At 65.3% G+C, this 18841-nt stretch carries 15 protein-coding genes; 6 read left to right on the top strand and 9 right to left on the bottom strand.

What is annotated here, in order from left to right:
- Positions 1-6: 6 nt before the first annotated feature.
- Positions 7-831, bottom strand: a complete 825-nt coding sequence (locus tag GWL_RS09330) for a universal stress protein (RefSeq protein ID WP_008329167.1) — start codon at positions 829-831, stop codon at positions 7-9.
- 229 nt (positions 832-1060) lie between these two features.
- Here GWL_RS09330 and GWL_RS09325 point away from each other — a divergent pair, with 229 nt between their 5' ends.
- A complete protein-coding gene (locus tag GWL_RS09325) occupies positions 1061-1477 on the top strand; it encodes a VOC family protein (protein WP_008329166.1) in 417 nt (138 codons plus the stop codon).
- Positions 1474-2424: a glyoxylate/hydroxypyruvate reductase A gene (locus tag GWL_RS09320; RefSeq protein WP_008329165.1), complete on the top strand. Its 951-nt coding sequence runs from the start codon at positions 1474-1476 to the stop codon at positions 2422-2424. Before GWL_RS09325 ends, GWL_RS09320 begins: the two co-directional genes overlap by 4 nt.
- A gap of 14 nt (positions 2425-2438) precedes the next feature.
- Here GWL_RS09320 and GWL_RS09315 read toward each other — a convergent pair whose 3' ends face one another.
- From GWL_RS09315 to GWL_RS09290, 6 genes are all read right to left on the bottom strand, one after another.
- A complete protein-coding gene (locus GWL_RS09315; RefSeq protein ID WP_008329164.1) occupies positions 2439-3875 on the bottom strand; it encodes a heavy metal sensor histidine kinase in 1437 nt (478 codons plus the stop codon).
- Positions 3868-4560, bottom strand: coding sequence for a heavy metal response regulator transcription factor (locus GWL_RS09310; RefSeq protein WP_008329163.1), 693 nt, complete (start codon positions 4558-4560; stop codon positions 3868-3870). The genes GWL_RS09315 and GWL_RS09310 overlap by 8 nt, the downstream gene beginning before the upstream one ends.
- 99 nt (positions 4561-4659) lie before the next feature.
- Positions 4660-7812, bottom strand: a complete 3153-nt coding sequence (locus tag GWL_RS09305; RefSeq protein ID WP_008329162.1) for an efflux RND transporter permease subunit — start codon at positions 7810-7812, stop codon at positions 4660-4662.
- Positions 7809-9023 (bottom strand): efflux RND transporter periplasmic adaptor subunit, encoded by a 1215-nt coding sequence (locus GWL_RS09300; RefSeq protein WP_008329161.1) that lies wholly within the window; start codon positions 9021-9023, stop codon positions 7809-7811. Before GWL_RS09300 ends, GWL_RS09305 begins: the two co-directional genes overlap by 4 nt.
- A gap of 55 nt (positions 9024-9078) precedes the next feature.
- Entirely contained in the window at positions 9079-10539 is a 1461-nt protein-coding gene (locus GWL_RS09295) for an efflux transporter outer membrane subunit (protein ID WP_034350373.1), read from the bottom strand.
- A gap of 232 nt (positions 10540-10771) precedes the next feature.
- A complete protein-coding gene (locus tag GWL_RS09290; RefSeq protein ID WP_008329158.1) occupies positions 10772-11956 on the bottom strand; it encodes a citrate synthase family protein in 1185 nt (394 codons plus the stop codon).
- 108 nt (positions 11957-12064) lie between these two features.
- Between GWL_RS09290 and GWL_RS09285 the strand changes: the two genes are divergently transcribed.
- The 4 genes from GWL_RS09285 (at position 12065) to GWL_RS09270 (ending at position 15712) form a co-directional block, all read left to right on the top strand.
- The gene (locus GWL_RS09285; protein WP_034350370.1) at positions 12065-13453 is read left to right on the top strand and encodes a CoA transferase; all 1389 of its coding nucleotides are present in this window, start codon (positions 12065-12067) and stop codon (positions 13451-13453) included.
- Between the two features lie 49 nt (positions 13454-13502).
- Positions 13503-14198 (top strand): signal peptidase I, encoded by a 696-nt coding sequence (lepB, locus tag GWL_RS09280; protein WP_050978101.1) that lies wholly within the window; start codon positions 13503-13505, stop codon positions 14196-14198.
- Positions 14199-14304: 106 nt separating this feature from the next.
- Positions 14305-14955: a TetR/AcrR family transcriptional regulator gene (locus GWL_RS09275; RefSeq protein WP_369770127.1), complete on the top strand. Its 651-nt coding sequence runs from the start codon at positions 14305-14307 to the stop codon at positions 14953-14955.
- A 418-nt stretch (positions 14956-15373) separates the two neighbouring features.
- Complete coding sequence (locus GWL_RS09270) at positions 15374-15712, top strand: hypothetical protein (protein ID WP_237713545.1); 339 nt, start codon at positions 15374-15376, stop codon at positions 15710-15712.
- Between the two features lie 8 nt (positions 15713-15720).
- Here the strand turns inward: GWL_RS09270 and GWL_RS09265 are convergent, their stop codons facing one another.
- Positions 15721-16518: an endonuclease/exonuclease/phosphatase family protein gene (locus GWL_RS09265; RefSeq protein ID WP_008329153.1), complete on the bottom strand. Its 798-nt coding sequence runs from the start codon at positions 16516-16518 to the stop codon at positions 15721-15723.
- Positions 16518-18827: a VTT domain-containing protein gene (locus GWL_RS09260; protein ID WP_008329152.1), complete on the bottom strand. Its 2310-nt coding sequence runs from the start codon at positions 18825-18827 to the stop codon at positions 16518-16520. The genes GWL_RS09265 and GWL_RS09260 overlap by 1 nt, the downstream gene beginning before the upstream one ends.
- Positions 18828-18841 lie beyond the last annotated feature (14 nt).

Here is an 18841-nt window from a genome sequence, read left to right as displayed (position 1 = left end):
ATGGTGTCAGTGCGCCATCAGCACCGGCAGCGTCATGGTTTTGAGGATGGTCAGCGTCACGCCGCCCAGCAGCACTTCGCGGAAGCGGGTGTGACCATAACCGCCCATGACCAGCAGGTCGGAACCCTTGTCGGCCGCCAGCGAGAGCAGGGCATTGCCGATATCGAGCGTGGTCTGTTCCTGCGCCACTTCCACCTTCACGCCATGGCGCGCCAGGTAGAGCGCGATGTCGGCGCCGGGCTGCTCACCGTGTGTGCCCAGGCGCTTGTCGGAATTGAAGAGCACCACCGTGACGTTGTCGGCCTGCCGCAGCAAGGGCAGGGCGGCGGTGATGGCGCGGGTCGATTCCATGCTGCCGTCCCAGGCGATGAGCGCATTCTTGCCCACCTGCCTGAATTCACCCGCGCTGGGGATGATCAGTACCGGACGCGGTGAATTGAGCATGACGTATTCGGGCAGGTCGGTGAGGAAGCTGTCGTCGGCATCATCGAGGTCGGCCTGGCTGACCACCACCAGGTCGGCATAGCGCGCCTGCAGAGCCAGACCGCCTTCGGCGTCGTCATCGACGAAGCGCTTTTCGCAGGAGGGCACGCCCACGCTGTTGGCGATCTTGTCGAAGTTTTCCAGCGCAGCCAGGGCACGGTCGCGGAAACCATCCATCTGCGCCGCAACGTAGGCGGCGCCTTCCATGGTGATGAAGCTGGAGATGCCGCTGACGGCACTGCCGATCAGGTGCGCCTGCTGTGCGCGGGCCAGTTCGGCGGCAATGCGGATGCGCTGGGCGGCGTGACGCGACTGGTCGACATGGACCAGGATGGACTTGTAGCTCATGGTGGCTCCTCGGAGATTCGTGGGGGAAGGCATCCGCAGCGGAATGCCATGTCTTCAGAGTAGGCCGGACGTGGGCAGGCGTCCAGCGCAAATCCGGGGCTGCTTGACGCATGTCAATGGCGTTTCGGCGCGATTGTATGGAAGCATCGTTGGCATGTTTCCATACAAGCACGCCCATTGCGGTATGCTAGTCGGCTTTCGCAACCAGCCTGCCGATCCGGGACTTTTCATGCCATCCATCTTCCACCTGGCCTATCACGTGCGCGACCTCGACCAGGCGCGCCGCTTTTATTGCGATCTGCTGGGCTGCGCCGAAGGGCGCAGCACCGACACCTGGGTCGACATTGACTTCTTCGGTCACCAGCTCTCGCTGCACCTGGGCGAACCCTTTGCCGTGAGCAACACCGGTCATGTCGGTCATCACCTGGTGCCCATGCCGCATCTGGGCGTGATCCTGCCATTGGATCAATGGCAGCAACTGGCCGACCGTCTTGCCGCCAGCGGCGCGCTGCAGTTCGTGCTGGCACCGCAGATCCGCTTTGCCGGCGAGCCAGGCGAGCAGGCCACGATGTTCTTCCTGGATCCCTCGGGCAACCCCATCGAAGTCAAAGGCTTCCGCGATCTGGCCACGGTGTACGCCAAATGAGCGCTGTCACGCCGATTGCCTTCGTCAGCCAGGGCGATGCCGCCTCGGTAGCCGCCTGGTTGCAGTGCTTGCGCGCGGCCATGCCGGAAGAAGAGATCCTGGCCTATGCCGACCTGGATGAAACGCGACGCGCGCAATGCCGCGTGGCCATCGTCGCCAATCCCGATCCGGCGCAACTGAAACTGCTGCCGCAATTGCAGTGGGTCCATAGCGTCTGGGCCGGGGTGGAGCGGCTGGTGGCCGATCTCGATCAGAGCGGTCTGCAGATCACGCGTCTGGTCGATCCCCGGTTGGCTGCCACCATGGCCGAAGCGGTACTGGCCTGGACCCTCTACCTGCACCGCGACATGCCGTATTACGCCCGCCAGCAGCAGGCGCGGCAATGGCAGCCGCTGGACTACGCGCTGCCGGAGCAGCGTCGCGTGGGCATCCTCGGGCTCGGTGCCCTGGGTGAAGCGGCAGCAGCGGCCCTGTGCCAGGCGCGCTTTCCGGTGACGGGCTGGAGTCGCAGTGCGCGCAGCATACCGGGTATGCAGACCTGTAGCGGGATGGAGGGACTGGCACAGATGCTGGCACAGACCGACATTCTGGTCTGCCTGCTGCCACTGACGGCCCAGACACGCGGTTTGCTGGATGCCGCGCGGCTGGCGCTGTTGCCACCGGATGCACAGCTCATCAATTTCGCGCGCGGACCCATCATCGATGATGCCGCCCTGCATCAGGCACTGGATGCGGGGCAGTTGCGGCATGCGGTGCTGGACGTCTTTGCGACTGAACCATTGCCGCCTGACGCCTGGCCGTGGTCGCATCCTGCGGTGACGGTACTGCCGCATTGTTCGGCACCGACCGATTCGGGGACGGCCTCGTCCATCGTGGCGGCCAATATCCGCCATTACCGCAAGACCGGCGAGATCCTCGCCAATGTGGATCTGAAGCGCGGATATTGAGGCCATCGGGCGCCTCAGTGGCGCGCGATGGTAAAGCCGATGCTGTTGTACCCGCCACGGCTGCTGGCGAAGGTCCGTCCACCGTGCATGCGCGCCACCGCCTTGACGATGGCCAGGCCCAGGCCGTGGCCGTGGCTGCCGTTGATGTCCTGGCGCGCGCTGTCGACACGATAGAAGCGGTCGAACAGGCGCGGCAGGTGTTGCTCGTCGATGGCCGCGCCGGGATTGGTGACGGCCACGCGCACCATGTCTTCGCCGCTGGCGATGTCAATGCGCAACTGCGCACCTTGCGGCGAATGCTGGATGGCGTTCTGGATCAGGTTGGTCAGGGCGCGCTTGAAAAGCGCGGTTTCCATGGTGGCCGTGGCCTCCAGGTCGCCCGCCACCGTGATGGCCATGCCGGTGTCATCGAGCACGAATTCGAAGAAATCCACCGTCTTCTGCACCGCCTCGGCCACCCGCACCGGCACCCGTGCGGTGGCGGCTTCGCCCTGGTCGGAGCGCGCCAGGAACAGCATGTCGTTGACGATGGAGCGGATGCGGTCCAGCTCTTCCAGATTGGATTGCAGCACGTCCTTGAATTCCCCCGCACTGCGTTCGCGCGCCAGCGCGACCTGGGTCTGGCCGATCAGGTTGGCCAGGGGCGTACGCAGTTCGTGGGCGACGTCGGCATTGAAGGCTTCAAGCTGCGTATAGGCCTGTTCGATGCGTTCCAGCGCGCCGTTGAAGGCATCGGCCAGGACCGACAGCTCGTCCGGCAAGGCTTCCACCGGCATGCGCGCCGACAGCTTGCGCGGAGAGAAACTCTGGGCGCGGGCCGACATGCGGCGCAAAGGGGCCAGGCCGGCGCGCGCAATCCAGTAGCTGGAAATGACGGCCAGCACGATGCCCAGCAGTGAGGAAATGCTCGTGGCCAGAAGAAAAGTGCGCCGCATCTCGAAGTAGGGCGCACCGTCGACCCCGACCGTGACCCGGACTTCCGGGCGCTCCTCGAAGGCAGGCAGGGTGCGCGTCATGATGTGCAGCGGATAGGCCCGCCCCGGCAGGTGCAGCCGTCCGACCTCCTTGCCATCCACATGATTGATGGCCGCCGGGGACAGCCGCGTGAGATCGCCATAGGTGAAGCGTGCATCCTCGCTGGCGATCCAGAAGAATACGTGCTGGTCCGCCTGCGACAGGGTGGACAGTTTCAGTTGTACGCGGCTCCAGCGTTCGGTAGTGCCGGCGCGTTCGATCTGGTAGCTGATGTCATTGAGGGTAGTGAACAGGGAATCGCGTTCATGGCGCAGCAGCTCGCCCTTGAGGACGGTGTAGAGCACCACGGCAGCCACGGCGAAGATGAGCAGTGCCGATACCGCCGACATGAGCACCAGGCGCGCCGTGATGGAGCGCTGCAGCGGCAGGCGGCGTTTGTTCAGGCGAGCCCCCTGCGGGATCGGCGTCTCACTCATCGTCGCTGTCACAGGTGGCGCGCGGCTCCAGCACGTAACCCATGCCGCGCACGGTATGCAGCAGCTTCTGTTCGAAGGGCGCGTCGATCTTGGCGCGCAGGCGCTTGATGGCGACTTCGACCACGTTGGTGTTGCTGTCGAAATTCATGTCCCAGACCAGTTCGGCAATGGCCGTCTTGGAGAGGATTTCCCCCTGGCGCCGTGCCATCACGGCCAGCAGAGCGAACTCCTTGGCGGTGAGGTCGATGCGCAGCCCGCCGCGGAAGGCCTTGCGCGAGATCAGGTCGATCTGCAGGTCGCCGATGCGCAGCTGCGGTGCTTCCTGGACACGTCCCCGGCGGGTCAGTGCCTGCAGACGGGCCAGCAGTTCGAGGAAGGAGAAGGGCTTGATGAGGTAGTCGTCGGCCCCCTCGTGCAAGCCCTTGATACGGTCTTCCACGCTGTCCCGTGCGGTCAGCATGATGACCGGCGTCTGCTTGACCGTGCGCAGCGAACGCAGCACGGCAAAGCCATCCAGGCCCGGCAGCATGACGTCCAGCACGATGACGTCATAGTCATGCTGGATCGCCAGGTGTTGTCCGTCGACCCCGTTGCCGGCCACATCGACCGCGCAACCCTGCTCGGTGAGGCCCTTGCAGAGGTACTCGGACATCTTTTGCTCATCTTCGACTATCAGGATCTTCATGCGCTCTCCACTGGCGGCGCCAGGAACATTCCCCGGCGCTCGCCCATGCCGGATTCTACCTTCCCGGCCGGACCTTGTTGATGACGCTGCTGCACAGGCTCAGTGCTCCTGTGCCAGGCATGCCGCCTTGCGTTGCTGGCGCGCCTTCTTCTTGCGTTCGTACCAGTAGTGGGCGCGGTCCAGATAAAGGTAGACCACCGGCGTGGTGAAGAGCGTGAGCGCCTGCGACAGCACCAGCCCGCCCACCATCGCATAGCCCAGCGGACGACGCAGCTCGGAACCGGCACCATGGCCCAGCATCAGCGGCAGGCCCGAGAGCAGGGCACACATGGTGGTCATCATGATGGGGCGGAAGCGCAGCAGGCAGGCCTGGTAGATGGCTTCTTCCGGTTTCAGTCCCTGGCTGCGCTCGGCGGTGAGGGCGAAGTCGATCATCATGATGCCGTTCTTCTTGACGATGCCGATGAGGAGGATGATACCGATCAAGGCAATCACCGACAGGTCGTAGCCGCCTATCATCAGGATCAGCAGCGCCCCCACGCCCGCCGAGGGGAGGGTCGAGAGAATGGTCAGCGGATGGATGTAGCTCTCGTAGAGCAGGCCCAGCACGATGTAGACCGCAATGAGGGCGGCCGCGATCAGATAGGGTTGCGAGGCCAGCGAATCACCGAAAGCCTTGGCCGTACCCTGGAAGTTGCCCACCAGCGTTTGCGGCACGCCCATCTCGTCCTTGGTCTTCTGGATCACGTTGACCGCCTCGCCCAGCGACACGCCCTTGGCCAGATTGAAGGAAATCGTCACTGCCGGGAACTGGCTCTGGTGGCTGATCGACAGGTAGGAGGTCTTGCTGGTATCGATTTTCACGAAGGTCGACAGCGGCACCTGCTGACCGGTCAGCGGCGAGGTCAGGTAGAGTTTGTCGAACAGTGAAGGATCCTTCTGCAGTTGCGGCGTGACCTCGAGAATGACGTGATAGCTGTTGATCTGGGTGAAGTATTGCGCCACCTGGCGCTGGCCGATGGCGTCATAGATGGTGGCATCGATCAGCGAGGGCGAGATGCCGAAGCTGGAGGCGCGCGCCCGGTCGATGGTGATGACGGCGGCGGCCGCCTGGTTCTGCTGGTCGGAAGCCACGTCGGTCAATTGCGGCAGACGACGCAAACGCTCCAGCATGCGCGGCGCCCAGACGTTGAGTTCATCGAGGTCGGTATCGGTGACGGTGTATTGGTACTGGGTACGCGAAAGACGGCCACCGACGTTGATGTCCTGGCTGGCCTGCATGAACAGGTTCACTCCCTGGATCTTCGCGACCTGGGGACGCAGGCGCGCGATGATCTCGTCGGCATTGGTGGTGCGGCCTTCGTCCTTTGGCTTGAGCGCGATGAAGAATTGGCCGGTGTTGAAGGTGGTCGAGCCGGCACTCATGGCAAAGCCGAGCACGTCCGGATCACGGCGGACCACCTCGGCCACCTTCAGCAGGCGCTCGTGCATGGCCGCCGATGAGGTGTCCTGCGAGGATTCGGCAAAGCCGACGATGACGCCATTGTCCTGCTGAGGAAAGAAGCCCTTGGGGATGAAGATGAACAGCACCACCGTCAGCGCCACGGTAGCAATGAAGCTCATCAGGGTGATGAACTGGTGCCGCATCACCACGTCCAGCGCGCGCTTGTAGCCGTTGAGCATGGCATCGAAGCCGCGCTCGAACCACTGGTACAGCTTGCCGTGCTGGTGACCATGTTCGTTCTTGAGGAAGCGCGAGCACAGCATGGGAGTCAGGGTGAGCGAGATGATGACCGAGACGGCGATGGTCAGCGTGACCGTGACCGCGAATTCGCGGAACAGCCGCCCCACGATGCCACCCATGAGCAAGAGAGGAATGAACACTGCCACCAGCGACACCGAGATCGAGATGATGGTGAAGCCGATCTCGCCGGCCCCCTTCAAGGCCGCCTCCAGCGGCGTCATGCCTTGTTCGACGTAGCGATAGATGTTTTCCAGCATGACGATGGCGTCATCCACCACGAAACCGACTGCAATGGTCAGGGCCATGAGCGAGAGGTTGTCCAGGCTGTAGCCGACCACATACATCACCCCGGCCGTGCCCATGATGGCCAGTGGCACCGTCACCGAGGGGATCAGGGTAGCGGCGACGTTGCGCAGGAACACGAAGATCACCATCACCACCAGCGCGATGGTCAGCACCAGGGTGAATTCAACATCCTGAACCGAGGCACGGATGGTCTGGGTGCGGTCGATCAGGGTATTGACGTGGATCGCCGCCGGAATGGCAGCGCGCAGGCGGGGCATGGCGGCCTTGATGCGGCCGACCGTCTCGATCACGTTGGCGCCGGGCTGCTTGGTGATGGCCAGTACGATGGAACGGCCATTGGTGATGGTGTGGTCGGCGGTATTGGCGGCCCCCGCGAAGGCCCAGGCGGCGATCTTGTTGTTTTCCGGGCCATCGACCGCTACGCCGATGTCCCTGACCCGGATCGGCGCCCCATTGCGCCAGGCCAGGACCATGTCATTCCATTGCTCGGCCTTGAGCAACTGGTCGTTGGTATAGACGGTAAAGGCCTGACGCGCACCATCGACGGTGCCCTTGGGCTGGTTGACGGTGGTGGTGGCGATGACGCCGCGCAGGTCTTCCAGGCTGATGCCCAGCGTGGCGATCTTGGCCGGATCGACCTGGATGCGTACGGCCGGTTTTTGCTGGCCGTTCACGTTGACCAGGCCCACGCCGGAGATCTGCGAGATCTGCTGGGCCAGGATGTTGTCGGCGTAGTCGTTGACCACCGTCAGGGGCAGCGCATCGGACTGCACCGACATGATCATGATGGGCGAGTCGGCCGGGTTGATCTTGCGGAAGGTCGGCGGATTGGGCAGGTTCGAGGGCAATTGCCCGGTGGAGGCGTTGATGGCCGCCTGCACGTCCAGCGCGGCGGCATCGATGTTGCGGTTGAGATCGAACTGCAGCGTAATCTGGGTGGTCCCCAGGGTACTCTGCGAGGTCATCTGCGACAGGCCGGCGATGAGCGAGAACTGCCGCTCCAGCGGCTGCGCCACGTTGGAGGCCATGGTCTCGGGACTGCCTCCGGGCAATTGCGCCGTCACCTGGAGGGTGGGGAAGTCGACCTGCGGCAGCGGTGCCACCGGCAGCAGCGGCCAGACCGCAATCCCCACCAGCAGGAGGGCGATGGCCAGCAGCGTGGTGCCGATGGGGCGCTTGATGAAGGTGGCCGAGACGCTCACTTGGTGCTTCCTTTCGTCTGGGCACTGGCCGACTGCGGCTTGCTTTCGACGATGCGGCTGCCGGGCTTGAGCTTGTACTGTCCGTCAATGACCACGCGCTGGTCAGCGCTCACGCCGCTGTCGGCGGCCAGGACGGCAATGCCGTCCTGGATACGGTCGACCTTGACCGGCTGCATGTCGGCCTTGTCGTCCTGGTCGATGGCATAGACGTAGGTGCCTTGCTGGTTGCGCTGGATGGCCGCTGCCGGGACCGTCAGGGCATTGCCGTGGCTGTTCATCTGCAGGCGGGCATTGACGTACTGGCCTGGCCAGAGCGTGTGTTGGGCATTGTCGAAGCGCGCCTTCAGTTGCACGGTGCCGTTGCCGGTGTTGATCTGGTTGTCCAGCAACACCAGTTTGCCGGTGGCCAGTATCTCCTGCGAATCGCGCGCATAGGCGATCACCTTGAGCGGCTGCTGGCTGCTGCGCTGAGCGCGATTGATGCCGACCACGGCGTCTTCCGGCAAGGTGAAGACCAGGGTGATGGGATCGATCTGGTTGATCACCACCAGCCCGTTGGCATCGCTGGCATGCACGATATTGCCCGGATCGACCAGACGTGCGCCGACGCGCCCCGAGATGGGCGCATGGATGGTGGTATAGCTCAGTTGCACCCGGGCATAGGCCACTTGCGCCTCATCGGTCTTGACCGCAGCTTCCAGCTGCGCCACCAGCGCCTTCTGCGTATCGAGCTGCTGCTGTGTCGCGGCATCCTGGCTGCGCAGGGTGGTATAGCGCTGCAGGTCCAGTCGCGCATTCATGAGGGTGGCGGCGTCCTTGGCGCGCTGCGCCTCGGCCTGGGCCAGCTGTGCCTGCAGGGCACGCGGGTCGATCCGGGCCAGCAGTTGTCCCTTCTTGACCTCGGCACCTTCCTGGAACCCGACCTGGTCCAGCTGGCCGTCGATGCGCGTCCTGACGACCACGCTGGCATTGGCGGTGACGGTGCCGACCCCGGCCAGGTAGAGCGGCAGATCGCGCTCCTGTACGCGGGCCAGCGAGACCGACACTGGCGGTGTTGCCTTGGCAGCCGGCTGGTCGGCGGCGCGGGCGCGCTGCAGGGTGATCCAGCCGCCAGCACCGGTGGTGAGGATGAGTGCCGTCGCCACGAAGAGGGCCAGGCGGGAGCGTTGCGCAGTCGGGGAAGTGTTGCGGGAGTTGGGTGAGGTGGTCATGCCGGAAACTCGTCCTGGAAAATGCACATGGGATTGGGAAGATGCAGCACGCCCGTCAGCGCGCCGCCATCGGTACCTGCACGCTGGCGGCAGCGGGCTGTCCCACCTGCCAGCCGCCGCCGGTCGCCTTGATCAGCGCGACGCTGGCCACCAGCTGGCGGCCCAGCAGGGTGACGGCACTGCGCTGATTGCTCAGGGACGTGGCCTGGGTGGTCACGACCGACAGGTAGGTGACGGTGCCGGCCTGGTACTGGCGCATGGCCAGCCGTTCGGCCAACTGCGCCGATTGCACCGCCTGGGCCTGGGCCGCGCTTTCCTGGTCCAGCACACGCAAGGTGGAGAGGTTGTCTTCCACGTCCTGCAGAGCGGCCAGGACCGTCTGCTTGTATTGCGCAGCGGCGGCGTCATAGGCGGCGACAGCGGCATCGTTGCGGGCACTGCGTGCGCCGCCATCGAAGAGGGTCTCGGCCAGCGCTGCGCCCAGCGACCAGACGCGGCCCGGGGTATTGAACAGATCGGCCAGGGAAGCGCTGTTGTAGCCCCCGCTGGTCGACAGGGTCAGGGTCGGGAAGTAGGCTGCACGCGCCACGCCGATGTTGGCATTGGCGGCGGCGGCCAGGCGTTCGGCATTGGCGATGTCGGGACGGCGTTCCAGCAGGTCCGAGGGCAGTCCTGCCGGGATCTGCGGCAGGCTGGCTTGCAGGCGCAGGGCGTTGGTATCCATGCCGCGGTCGCTGGCCGCGGCGGGCGGCAGCGGTGCCAGGCTGAAGGCGGCCGGGGCCTTGCCGATGAGCATGGCGATGGCGTGTTCCAGCTGGTTGCGGGTGGCGTCCAGATCGATCCATTGGGCTTGGGCAGCGCGCAGTTGCGTATCGGCCTGGGCGACGTCGGAGCGCAGGGCGGTACCGGCTTCGTATTGATGCGTGGTCAGTTGCAGGGAGCGTGTATAGGCCGCCACGGTGCGGCGATACAAGTCTTTCTGCAGGTCGGTCACGCGCAGTTGCAGATAGTTTTGCACCAGAGTCGCCTGAATTGCCAGGCGGGCAGCCGCGAGGCTGGCGGCACTGGCTTCGGCGCCGGCGTCACCGGCCTCGGCGCCACGGCGGATGCGGCCCCAGAGGTCGGCCTCCCACGAGGCGTTCAAGCCCACGGTATAGCTGTCGCCCAGGCGTTGTACGCCGTTGGTATTGGTCTGTGCGCGCGTGGCCCCGGCCTGCGCACCGATGGTCGGCCACAGGCTGGCCCGCGCCGCCGCAGCCGTGGCCTGGGCCTGGCGATACTGGGCCGCAGCCTGCTGGATGGTCTGGTTGGCGGCGTTGGCCTGACTGACCAGCTCATCGAGGACGGGGTCGCCATAGGCTTCCCACCAGCGCTGGCGATCATCGACCTGGCGCGGGACGGCGACTTTCCAGGGGCCCTGTTCCTTGTAGGCCGCGGGCAGGTCGATGGCCGGGCGCACATAGTCGGGTCCGACCGCGCAGCCGCCCAGGAGCGCAGCCAGCACCAGTACCGTCATTGCCTTCTTGGCGCGGAAGGCGAAGTGTTGTGGAGGATGAGTGAAATGACGAAGACGGGCGCTGGCTGCGACGCGGCAAAACGGGACGACCATAGGGCTCACGATGATGGCTTGCGGATGAAGGACCGGCCGGCCTTGCGGCACCCCTCAGCGCCCAAGGCCGACCTCGGCTTACGGCGACAATGTAAGCGTTGACACTCAACGCGAGGCTGACATCAAGATGACAATTTTGTCAGCCAGGGCGCACACCGGTGTAGGCCGCGCGCGGGCGGATCAGCCCACCGCTGCGTCCTTGTTCGAGGGCGTGGGCGATCCAGCCTAGCGAGCGGCCCAGGGCGAACAGCCCGAAGGCGCTGCCCGGTGGCAGTTGCAGATGGCGTCGCAAGGCGACCAGGGCGAAATCGACGGAGGGAGGATGGCCGGTCAGCGTGCGCACTGCCTCGATCACGGCTTGCCAGCGCGGATGCGACGATAGCAGGGGGGCCAGCAGGGCGCTGGCCCGCACGTCACCCTGCGGGTAGAGATGGTGGCCAAAGCCGGGGAGTTCCTCGCCGCGTGCCAGCCGTTCTTGCACGGCGGCAACCGGGTCGGCCTGATTGTCCAGCGCATCAAGCAGCGCTTCGACGCGCGCCGTGGTGCCACCGTGCAGCGGGCCGGACAAGGCGGCCAGGCCGCCGATGATGGCGGCTTGCAGACTGGCACCGGTCGAGGCAACACAACGGGCGGTGAAGCCGGAAGCATTCAGTTCATGATCAGCGCACAGCACCAGGGCTCGCCTGACCAACTGGGCAGCGGCCTCATCGAGTCCCCAGGCGCTGGCGCATTGCAGGTGCAGGGGGCCGGTGGCGGGGGCGGTTCCCAGCAGGCAGGCCGCCAGGCGGCGCACCAGCAGGCCGCAGCTGGCCAGTTGCCGCGGCCGGGGCAGATGCCATTGGGCGCCGATGTCCTCGCCGCAGGCCAGGGCGAACAACGGTAACAGCGTCTGTTCGGCGCGGCCCCTGGCCCAATCGGCCTGTACGGTGGCCAGCCGGGCGCAGACGGTCGGCAGCGTCCCATCGAAGGCATCCTCCACGTTGCAATCCCACAGCAAAGCGGCCACCTCCTCGACGGTGGCCGTCGCGCTGAGCTGCGCGGCATCAACGCCCCGGTAGTAGAGCCTTCCGTCTTCGATCAGCGTAAGCGCCGACTCCAACACCGGCAGCCCCCAGTCCAGCGTGGCGCGCGCCACTTCGCGCGGCTTGCGGCCACGGCTACGATTGGCCGCCAGTCGCTCGACATCGGTGGCGAGGTAGCGGCTGTCGCGGGCTTGCCCGCCGGGGTGGGCGTGCAGCAGCCCGCGACTGACATAGGCGTACAGCGTCTGGCGTGATATGCCCAGCAGGGTGGCGGCCTCGGCAGAGGTCAGGTAGCGGCTCATGGGTCAATGGATGCTTGGATAGGTTGATTAAATTAATCAATATTGACGATTAATTCAAGCGGGGTATCCTGAGTGTATTCATTTCAATTGCTCAGCAAGGGGACTTTCATGACTTCGCACGCAACCGCACAGGCCATGCTTGGCCAGATCTGGAACGCACTCGACGGCCATCCTGAGGAACTGGCCTCCGTCCGCTACGTCGGCCAGGGGGCACTGCCCTCGGTCTTCGCCACCACGGATCTGGCCCAGGCCTCGGTGGCCGCCGCCGGGCTGGCCCTGGCCGGACTGGTCCAGAGCGACGGTGCCGCGCCTGCGGAGGTGGTCTGTGACCGCCGCCTGGCGGCGATGTGGTTCAGTGGCAGCCTGCGCCCGCAGGGTTGGGCGCCGCCGCCCTTGTGGGATGCGGTGGCGGGGGACTATCGCGCCGCCGATGGCTGGATACGCCTGCACACCAACGCCAGCCATCATCGTGCGGCGGCACTGGCCGCGCTGGGGCTGGACGCCCGGCAGGCCACGCGCGAGGAAGTGGGGCAGGCCGTCGCGCGCTGGAAGGCGGGCGAACTGGAAACTGCGGTGGTAGCACAGGGAGGTTGCGCTGCTCAAATGCGCAGCCAGGCGCAGTGGGCGACCCATGCGCAAGGTGCGGCCGTAGCCGCAGAAGCGCTGGTTGCACGGCAAGGCGTCGAGGCCGCCGCGCAGCCGTCGGGTTCCATCGATCCACGGCGACCCCTGGCGGGAGTGCGGGTACTGGATCTGACCCGGGTGCTGGCCGGGCCGACGGCCACGCGCTGGCTGGCCGGTTTCGGGGCCCAGGTGTTGCGCATCGACCCGGCCTGTTGGGAGGAGCCCGGGGTGGTCCCCGAGATGACCCTGGGCAAGCGCTGTGCCGGGCTCGATCTGCGCCAGCGTGCCGATCTGGCTTGCCTGGAGAATCTGTTGCGCCGGGCGGACGTGCTGGTACATGGCTATCGCGCCGATGCACTGGAACGCCTGGGCCTGGGCGTGCAGCGTCGGCGCGAGCTCAACCCGGCTCTGGTGGACGTGGCCTTGAACGCCTACGGCTGGAGTGGTCCGTGGGCGCAGCGGCGCGGTTTCGACAGCCTGGTGCAGATGAGCAGCGGCATTGCCGAGGCCGGCATGCGCGCCGCCGCCAGCGACAAACCCGTGCCGCTGCCGGTACAGGCCCTGGATCACGCCACCGGCTATCTGATGGCCGCCGCCGCCGTACGCGGTCTGACGCTGCGCCGGATCGCCGGTGAAGGCAGCCAATACCGCCTGTCGCTGGCGCGCACCGCGCAGTTGCTGGCCGATCATCCCGCCGCCTCGGGGCTGGCCGGACTGGCACCGGAAACGCCAGCCGACCTGCATCCGCATCTGGAACAGACCGTCTGGGGCCCGGCCCGGCGCCTGCGCGCGCCGCTCAGCGTGGGCCAGGCCGAGATGGCCTGGGATCATCCGGCCTCGCCCTTGCGTTCGGCGCGGCCTGAGTGGCTCTGATTTCGTTTAACATGATGGCCTTGTGAATACGGGGCAGGCAGGCGGCATCATGACATCCACGCTCAAGGAACTGGTGGCAGGCAACAAGGGCCTGCTGGCCTTCATCGCGCTGATGGTGGTGTTTCGCAGTGCCATCGCCGACTACAACGTGGTACCCAGCGGTTCCATGCTGCCGACCGTGATGGTGGGGGACCGCATCCTGGTCGACAAGCTGGCCTACGACTTGCGCCTGCCGCTGACCCATATCAGTCTGTGGCGCCTGGGCGAGCCGCGACGCGGCGACATCGTCACCATCGATTCGCGGCAGGCCGGCGAATTGCTGCTCAAGCGTATCGTTGGCCTGCCTGGTGACGTGGTGGAACTGCGCGACAACGTGCTCTTCATCAATGGCCGGGCCGCCAGTTACGGTCCGGCCCACGCCCCTCGCGAAAGCGGTGACGGCATCGACCAGGCGCGCTACCGCGATGAAGAGTTCGATGGCATGAACCACCTGGTACGCCTGTCCGCAGCGCATCCCAGCCTGCACAGCAGCTTCGGCCCGGTGGTGGTGCCGGCCGATCACTACATGATGCTGGGCGACAATCGCGACAACAGCATGGATTCCCGCTATTTCGGTTTCTTTGCCCGCAGCGAGCTGATGGGACGTACCCGTCGCATCGCCTTTTCCCTGGACGCCGACCACTTCTTCAAGCCGCGCCCGGATCGCTTCGGTCTTCGGCTGGATGCCGTGACCCGACCGCAGTGAGATTTCGGCGATTTTTTGTCACAATAATCTTCGTTTTTTTGCTGTCAATCGCTCAAGTTGTCCAAAAGCATGCCGTTACCAGTGACGGAAAACATGCCTTTGTCATCTGGAGCACATCATTTCTCTCACCTTCATCTCCGATCCGGCCACCGGTCGCCGCAGGAATGCCGTCAGTCATGACGCCATCCTCGATGCCACTTATGTGATGCTCGAGGAGATCGGTTTCGACAAGCTCTCCCTGGAAGGGGTGGCGGCGCGCGCCGGCGTGGGCAAAGCCACCATCTATCGCTGGTGGCCCAACAAGAGCGCGCTGGCCATGGAAGCCCTGCTGCGTGCGGTGGAACCCCTGCCAGCGCTGGGCGACAGCGGTTCGACCCGCGACGACATCGAGCAGCACATGCTGCAACTGTCCCAACTGTTGCGCGGCAAGTCCGGCCGGGTGGTGCGCGAGATGATTGCCCTGGCCCAGTTCGAGCCGGAAAGCCGCCGCATTTTCAATGACAACTACCTGGAGCCGCGCCGCCTGGCGCTGGTCAATGTACTGCGCCGTGGTGCCCAACGCGGCGAGTTCCGGGAGGATGCCGACCTCAACCTGGTCTTCGACCTGCTGTATGCCCCCGTACTGCAGCGCCTCCTGACCGGCAGTGCCGACATCGACGAGCGCCAGATTCAGTCCCAACTGAAGCTGGTCCTGGGCAGCATCGCGCTGTCCCAACCCTTTTTGACGTCTAGTAAAATTTCGAGCCAACAAGCGTAAATTTTGTTGAGCAGTCCCCTGATTGCACCTAGAATCCGAGACGAAACGTATCGTATTGGTTCTGGGTAAGTGAACTTTTGCGTCAAAAATCAGCGATTCCGGGCAGCCGGGAGAAGCTGGAAGCGCCAGCAGACGGCGCCACACGACGATAAAAATCCATCTCTTCCTCCGCAGAGGGTGCGGAGGACAGCCCACGGGAAATGCGAGCCGCCTGCATGCCGGGCGTCCTGTTGCTTTCCATGCGCCGGTGCAGGCCGGCGCTTGACCAGTCTACGTTGATCCGAACAGACATCGTCGGCTTCCCGCCTCGGGAGGCCGGCACATGGTTGCCGCAGCGCATTTGGGCGTCGTCATGACGGCGCGGTGGCAACCCAGGGGCAGACCACACATGCAAGATATGCCAGTGCAAGGGGGAAACATGCACAGCAACGCAATGCAGCCATGCCGGGGCGGTGACGCCTCCGGGCAGGGAAAACTACGCTGTCGCCGCTATCGCACGATGCGGCGCTGGTGCCTGACCGGCTTTGTCGGCATTCCGCTGTTGCTGGGATTTCTCTGGTTGCAGTTCGCGGCCGCGCGCAACGGTGGCGAATTGTTCTATGCCGATCAGGTCTGCGACTGTCGCCAGGCGATATCGATGTGGGTGCGGGATTATGTCTGGACCCAGATGATCTGGTTGCCGGGCAACATGCTGTTCCTGCTGATCTGGATCGCGCTGGCGGTCAAGCTGTGGAACGGCAAGCGCAACCCTGGCTGAGAACTGAATCAACCGTCGATGTGCGCTACCAGCGGCAGATGATCGGACGCCACCCGTGCCAGTGCGGTGCGATGCACCTGCACCTGCAGCAGGCGCTGGCGCGGACTGATCCAGATGCGGTCCAGCGCCAACAGCGGCCAGCGCGAGGGGAAGGTGGGCGGTGCGGGTGCCGCCTCGAAGTGGGACACCAGCCAGCGCAGCGCGCGCCCCCACATGAACCATTCATTGACATCGCCCATCAGGATCACCGGTGCCTGGTCGGTATCGAAGGCCTGCAGCAGTCGTTTGATCTGGGCGCGCCGCTCGGCAGGTTTCAAGCCCAGATGGGTGGCGATCACCCGCAGCATGTGACCGTGGCAGTCGATATCGGCATCCAGCGCCCCGCGTGGTTCGCGACTGCCGAAGGAAAGGTCGATGCTCTCCTTGGCCAGGATGGGGTAGCGGCTCAGGACGGCATTGCCGTAACGGCGCTCGGCGCTTTGCAGGGTGGGGCCCTCGACCGCATGGAAACCGGTCTCTTCGCGCAGCAGCGCCAGCACATCCGGCTGCGAGCGGCCTCCCAGCGGTACCTCCTGCAGGGCCACCACATCGGCCCGGATTTCCTTGAGCACCCCGGCGATACGTTGCGGCGAGAAGACGCCATCGGTACCGACGGCACCGTGGATGTTGTAGGTCGCCACGGTCAGCGGCCAGGGATCGCGCTCGCGCAGCGGTACATCCGCCGTGAGGACAAGCTCGGTATCGGCGTGCGGCGCAGACGGCGCAGAGTGGTCCGGCTCACGATGGGACAGGGTACCGGTCGTCATCAGGCCTGCCTTGCCTCCACGCCATGCTCGGCATTGACGCGGGCGATGCCGTCATCGCTGGTCGATGGCGGCGGCGCACTGCGGCGCGCCGCCCTTGCGGTGGTGTTCGACGGTCTTGCCGCGCGCGGCTTGAGCAGCTTCTGCAGGCCAAAGGCCATGAGCATCAAGGCGGCAGTCACGCCGACCAGGATCAGCACTGTCTGCACACTGGGATGACGGATCGCTTCAGCCAGATTGTGCGAAAAGACCACCGTCAGGACGATGCCCGGCGCCATTCCGATCAAGGTGCCCAGCAGGTAATCTCGCAAGCCCAGATGAGATGCTCCCGCCACCACGTTGACCACGGTGAAGGGGGCAATCGGCAGCAGTCGCACCACGGCCATGGCGGCGATGCCGCGCTGGGCAAAGCGGCGGCTGAGCTTGTTGATGCGCGGCCCCAGCATGTCACGCAGGGCATCGTGGCCCAGCCAGTGGCCGAGTCCGAAGCCCAGCAGGGCGCTCAGGCCCACACCCGCGGTGGCATAAAGGCCGCCATTGACGGGGCCGAACACCACCCCCGCCACGGCGATCAGGACGGTAATCGGCACCATCAGCATGCCTGCCACCACGAAAGCGGCAATCACGATGGCCGGCGTGAAGGGCATCTGGTCGACGCTGCGCGCCAGCGCAATGAGTGCGCTCAGATTGATCCATTCGCGCAGCGGGGTGAAGCGCCAGGCCAGCGCAAAGATCACCAGCGCCACCGCCAGCACGCCCAGGCCGATCATCCGGCGCGGCACCGGCTTCCTGGCACTGCGCGGCACATAGGCATCGACGATCTCATCGGGGCTGACAGGGCGCTCGGGATCGAAGACGGCGTTGTCCTGGGTCAAGGCGTCCAGTTCGGGAATCAGGCGCGGATCCATCGGCCGCAGCTCACGCCGGCCAGCCTGGCGCAACCTTGCAATCGCGGCGTGCAGGCCGTGCTCCTGCTGCATGGCGGCCCGCACGTCCTGCACTGAGCAGCCCAGATGTTCGGCCAGCAGACGATTGCGCATGAGGGCGATGGCGGTGCGGATCTGCTCCTCTTTGGCGGCATCGCCCTGTACCTCGATAGTGAGGCTGCATTCGGTATCGAAGGCCATGGAGCGATTGCTCATGTTGGCCGAACCCACCGAGAACAGGCGGTCATCCATGGCAAAGACCTTGCTGTGCACATTAAGGCAGCAGCCATCCTCCAGTCCGGGCAAGTGCGGGCAATACATCTGGTAGCGGGCGGCGGCATGCTCGCCCTGGTTTTCCAGTGCCGTCTTGAGGCGGTGGTGGATGCGCGCCCGCAGCGCGCCCATGGTGGCCTGCTCCAGCCAGCCGCTCTGGGTCTGGGGCGAGATCACGGCCACTTCCGGGCCTTGGGGTTCGCGCAGGCGTGCGCCGATGGCTTCGGACAGCACGTTCGAGGTGAAATACTGGTTTTCGAAGAAGAGGTGATGCCGTGCTCCCGCGATGGCATCCAGATACAGCTCACGGATTTCGAAGACGCCCGGGCGGTCCTCATAGGCCGGTTCGGTACGGGAGATGCCGATCTGCAGGTCGCATAGATCGGGCTCGACACCGTGTGGCCATGGATCGTCGGCAGGCAGGGCCGGCACCGTTGACCAGGACGTGCGCCGCTCGGCATAGCCGGCCAGGGCCCAGCGTCGGCGCGCCAGTTCACCCAGGGCGCGGGCGACATCGCCATCGGCCATGGCCTGGACATCATGGAAGGGAGCGTAGGGCTTGTTATCGGGATCGCGCCGCAGCGGGTTCTCGGGCAAGTGATCGGGGGTATCCCAGCGGCAGCGCGTCAGGTCCAGCCCGCCCACGAAGGCCAGCCTGTCGTCGATCACCACGATCTTCTGGTGATGCGACGCTCCCACCGGATGCCGCGCGTCAGTGCGGAAGTGCAGGCGCTTGTTGCGCGGGCGGCCGGGCTTGCGGGCCATCATCCATTCGCGTTCGAGCGCGTAGAGCATGGCGTAGTCCCAGTTCAGCACATGGATGTGCAGATCCGGCTGGCGTTCCACCAGTGCGTGCAGCAGGTCGCCCAGCTGCGGCGGAAAGCCGTCATCGGTGACACCGGGGACCAGCACGGTGCGGCTATCGATGTCCCAGCCCAGGATGTAGACGCTGTGCCGTGCATTGAGCAAGGCCAGGCGCAAGGTACGGAAATAATCGGCCGCATCGATGAGCAGCTTGAACCGGTCCGCGTGCGCCAGCCGCCAGCAATTGCGGCCGGGTTGCAGCAGCCCGGCCGGCGAGCGGTCCTGGGCAGTAGGGATCTTGTCGCTCATGGTGTGCTGCTCCT

It is taken from the genome of Herbaspirillum sp. GW103 (assembly GCF_000261365.1).
GTDB lineage: Bacteria > Pseudomonadota > Gammaproteobacteria > Burkholderiales > Burkholderiaceae_D > Herbaspirillum.
The sequence above is the reverse complement of the archived record's forward strand: the minus strand, read 5'-3'. Positions and strand labels throughout refer to the sequence as shown.

What these genes read in the sequence shown, in the direction of transcription:
- GWL_RS09295 (WP_034350373.1), bottom strand. Translation starts at nt 10,539, where the DNA reads ATGACGGTACTGGTGCTGGCTGCGCTCCTGGGCGGCTGCGCGGTCGGA.
- GWL_RS09270 (WP_237713545.1), top strand. Translation starts at nt 15,374, where the DNA reads ATGCACAGCAACGCAATGCAGCCATGCCGGGGCGGTGACGCCTCCGGG.
- GWL_RS09310 (WP_008329163.1), bottom strand. Translation starts at nt 4,560, where the DNA reads ATGAAGATCCTGATAGTCGAAGATGAGCAAAAGATGTCCGAGTACCTC.
- GWL_RS09285 (WP_034350370.1), top strand. Translation starts at nt 12,065, where the DNA reads ATGACTTCGCACGCAACCGCACAGGCCATGCTTGGCCAGATCTGGAAC.
- GWL_RS09260 (WP_008329152.1), bottom strand. Translation starts at nt 18,827, where the DNA reads ATGAGCGACAAGATCCCTACTGCCCAGGACCGCTCGCCGGCCGGGCTG.
- GWL_RS09325 (WP_008329166.1), top strand. Translation starts at nt 1,061, where the DNA reads ATGCCATCCATCTTCCACCTGGCCTATCACGTGCGCGACCTCGACCAG.
- lepB (WP_050978101.1), top strand. Translation starts at nt 13,503, where the DNA reads ATGACATCCACGCTCAAGGAACTGGTGGCAGGCAACAAGGGCCTGCTG.
- GWL_RS09265 (WP_008329153.1), bottom strand. Translation starts at nt 16,518, where the DNA reads ATGACGACCGGTACCCTGTCCCATCGTGAGCCGGACCACTCTGCGCCG.
- GWL_RS09300 (WP_008329161.1), bottom strand. Translation starts at nt 9,023, where the DNA reads ATGACCACCTCACCCAACTCCCGCAACACTTCCCCGACTGCGCAACGC.
- GWL_RS09330 (WP_008329167.1), bottom strand. Translation starts at nt 831, where the DNA reads ATGAGCTACAAGTCCATCCTGGTCCATGTCGACCAGTCGCGTCACGCC.
- GWL_RS09290 (WP_008329158.1), bottom strand. Translation starts at nt 11,956, where the DNA reads ATGAGCCGCTACCTGACCTCTGCCGAGGCCGCCACCCTGCTGGGCATA.
- GWL_RS09315 (WP_008329164.1), bottom strand. Translation starts at nt 3,875, where the DNA reads ATGAGTGAGACGCCGATCCCGCAGGGGGCTCGCCTGAACAAACGCCGC.
- GWL_RS09320 (WP_008329165.1), top strand. Translation starts at nt 1,474, where the DNA reads ATGAGCGCTGTCACGCCGATTGCCTTCGTCAGCCAGGGCGATGCCGCC.